Raw genomic sequence first — 2,805 nt, 5'->3', positions numbered from 1 at the left:
ACCCGCACCGCGCTGGCCGACGTCGGCGCCGTCGAGGTCGGGCTCGACGACGGCGGCACCGGTCACCTGCTCCCCGACGACCTCGACCCGGTCGCCGACCCCGGGCCGTCGGTGGCGCTGCTGCCGAGCCTGGACCCGACGACGATGGGGTGGAAGGCCCGCGGCTGGTACCTCGACCCGGCGCACGCACCGCTGCTGTTCGACCGCAACGGCAACGGCGGCCCCGCGGTCTGGGTGGACGGCGCCGTCGCCGGGACCTGGGTGCAGCGGCCCGACGGCGCCGTCGTGACCCGGCTGTTCGGCGACGTCGACCCAGCCGCCCGCCGGGCGGTCGACGACGCCGCGGAGCGCCTGCGGGCGTTGCTGGGCGGGGCGCGGGTCTCCGCCCGCTTCCCGGCCCCGGTGCAGTCGGAGCTGCTGGCGGGGCCGTGAGCCGGGTGCTCACCGCGGGAGGACGACCAGGTTGCCGGCTCCGCTCCACGGTGTGGCGACGTCGACCCCGTCGGGAAAGGTCCCACGCCGCATCACCAGCGTGCTCGTCCCGGGGGTGTACCGAGCAGGGCGCACGAAGAGGTAGTTGACCCGCAGCACGGCGCCCAGGACAGGGCCCGAGCGGTCGATCCGGTCCCGGACCCGCCCCAGCAGGGCGGCACGTTCGGACAACGGATCGTCGATCGCGCACCGGTCCTCGCAGAAGAAGGCCAGCGCCCCGACCTCCCCCGCGCTGACGACCTTGCCGTGCAGCCCGCCCGCCACCCGTGCGTACTCCTCGGACGTCGCGTGGTTGGTGGAGATCGGCGCGATCCGCCAGCGCGCCCCGTCGTGCCCCGCGTAACCCGCCGAGAGGAGCACGAGCAGGACGACCGCCCCGCACCCCGCGCGGACCACGACCGGGGCGATCTCGGGCGCGTGCGCCCAGGCCCAGCCGGACACCGCGGCGAGCGCGAACACGACCAGTACCGACAGCGCACCGACAGCGGGACCGTAGTACCAGTGGTACGGCGCCGTGCCGAGCAAGCAGAAAACCAGCAGGTGCGCGGCGGAACCCGCGCCCAGCACCAGTGCGGGAACCGCGCGCACTCCCTGCGCGAACACCCACAGCACCCCGGCGACCACCCCGGCGACCGGACCGATCAGCGCGAGCGGGGTCGCCACGGGGAACACCCGGAGATAGAGACCGAGACCGTTGAGGACGGTCGTGCCACCCCAGTCCGCCCCCACCTTCCACAGCATCGTGTCGGGCACCGCCGACCCCAGGAGGATCCAGGCCAGCACGAACCACGGCAGGGCGGTCGCCGCCGCGGCGGCGAACACGACCTGGGCCCGGCGCATCAGCGCCGGCACCGCGGCCGTCGCGGCAACGACGACCACGGCCAGATCCGGGCGGGTGAGCACGAGCAGCCCGCCCAGCACCCCGGCCGCACCGGGCCGTCCCACGGTCGCCGCCCAGCAGAGCCCGACCAGGAGCGCGACCGCGAGGTGGGTTTCCAGCCCGACGGTGGACAGCAGCAGCGGGTTCACCAGCACGACCGCCGCGGCCACGGGCCCGGTCCACACCGGCCAGCTCCGCACGGAGGCGGTCCGCACCGCCCACCAGCCCGTCGCCGCGACGCAGAGCGCGAACACGACTCCCGCCGCCACGACCGGTTGCCGCACCACCGCTGCCACGGCCGCGAGCAGCAGCACGTTCAACGGCGAGGTCGCGGTGTGGGCGACACCGTCGAGGTTCACCCCCCAGTGCGCGTGGAACGCGAGGTTCCGGGCGTAGGTGAGGGTGATGTAGGCGTCGTCAACCAACGCCCCGGACACCAGCGGGAACACCGCGAGCGTGGTGACGCCCGCACCCACCGCCACGAGCAACGGCACCGACGGCACGAGCGGCCGGAACGGACGGCGACGGCGCCGTGCCGGTGCAGCTGCCGTCCGGTACCGCAACGGGCCGGCGAACTCGGGGGGAGCGATGGCCATGCGGGATGGTGACACCATCGCCCAAGATCACGGACGTGGTTCGCGACGTGTCCGCGATCCGTACCCGTCAGTGGTCCCACCTCGACGTTCCGTGACGCAGAGTCACCGCGAGGTCGTTCGTCAGGATCCGGGAACGAGGTCCAGCCCCAGGTCGAGCGCGATCACCGAGTGGGTCAGCCCGCCCACGGCCAGGAAGTCCACCCCGGTCGCCGCGTAGTCCCGCGCGACGTCGAGCGACAGCCCGCCCGAGGACTCCAGCAGCGTCGGTCCGGCGCCGCGCCGGCGCACCGCCTCGGCGGTCTGCGCGACGGTGAAGTTGTCGAGCAGGACCAGCTCGGCGCCGAGCGCGAGGACCTCGTCGAGCTGGTCGAGCGAGTCGACCTCCACCTCGCACGGCAGGTCCGGCGCCAGCTCCCGGGCCGCGGTCAGTGCGGCGGACACCGACCCCGCGGCGGCGACGTGGTTGTCCTTGACCAGCACCGCGTCGCCCAGGCCGAGCCGGTGGTTCACCCCGCCGCCGCACCGCACGGCGTACTTCTCCAGCAGCCGCAGGCCCGGCAGGGTCTTGCGGGTGTCCCGGATCCGGGCGCCGGTGCCCGCGACGGCGTCCACCCAGGCGCGGGTGGCCGTCGCGACCCCGGACAGGTGGGTGAGCAGGTTCAGCGCCGTGCGCTCGGCGGTGAGCAACCCACGCACGGGGGCCCGCACGGTGAGTGCCGGGGCGCCGGCGGTGAGCCGGTCACCGTCGGCGGCCTCGGCGAGCACCGCATAGCCGCCCGCCCCCAGCACCTCGTCGAGCACGGCGCGCGCGGCCGGGGCCCCGGCGAGCACGCCGTC

At 75.0% G+C, this 2,805-nt stretch carries 3 protein-coding genes; 1 reads left to right on the top strand and 2 read right to left on the bottom strand.

Annotated features, from left to right (window positions below; all coding sequences use genetic code 11):
• Positions 1 to 432, top strand: a 432-nt coding sequence (locus GTW08_RS05360) for a DNA glycosylase AlkZ-like family protein (protein WP_161151497.1), incomplete at its 5' end; no start/stop codon positions are given.
• Between the two features lie 9 nt (positions 433 to 441).
• On the opposite strand, the gene GTW08_RS05355 is transcribed toward GTW08_RS05360, so the two are convergent.
• The gene (locus GTW08_RS05355) at positions 442 to 1,968 is read right to left on the bottom strand and encodes a hypothetical protein (RefSeq protein ID WP_139282667.1); all 1,527 of its coding nucleotides are present in this window, start codon (positions 1,966 to 1,968) and stop codon (positions 442 to 444) included.
• Positions 1,969 to 2,088: 120 nt separating this feature from the next.
• A partial coding sequence (nadC, locus tag GTW08_RS05350; protein WP_161151496.1) for a carboxylating nicotinate-nucleotide diphosphorylase occupies positions 2,089 to 2,805 on the bottom strand: 717 nt, incomplete at its 5' end.

Origin of the sequence: Pseudonocardia sp. SID8383 (genome assembly GCF_009864975.1) — a bacterium.
In the GTDB taxonomy this organism is placed as follows: Bacteria; Actinomycetota; Actinomycetes; order Mycobacteriales; family Pseudonocardiaceae; genus Pseudonocardia; species Pseudonocardia alni.
Note: the sequence above shows the minus strand (reverse complement) of the source record. Positions and strands in the feature narration are given on the sequence as shown.

What these genes read in the sequence shown, in the direction of transcription:
- GTW08_RS05355 (WP_139282667.1), bottom strand. Translation starts at nt 1,968, where the DNA reads ATGGCCATCGCTCCCCCCGAGTTCGCCGGCCCGTTGCGGTACCGGACG.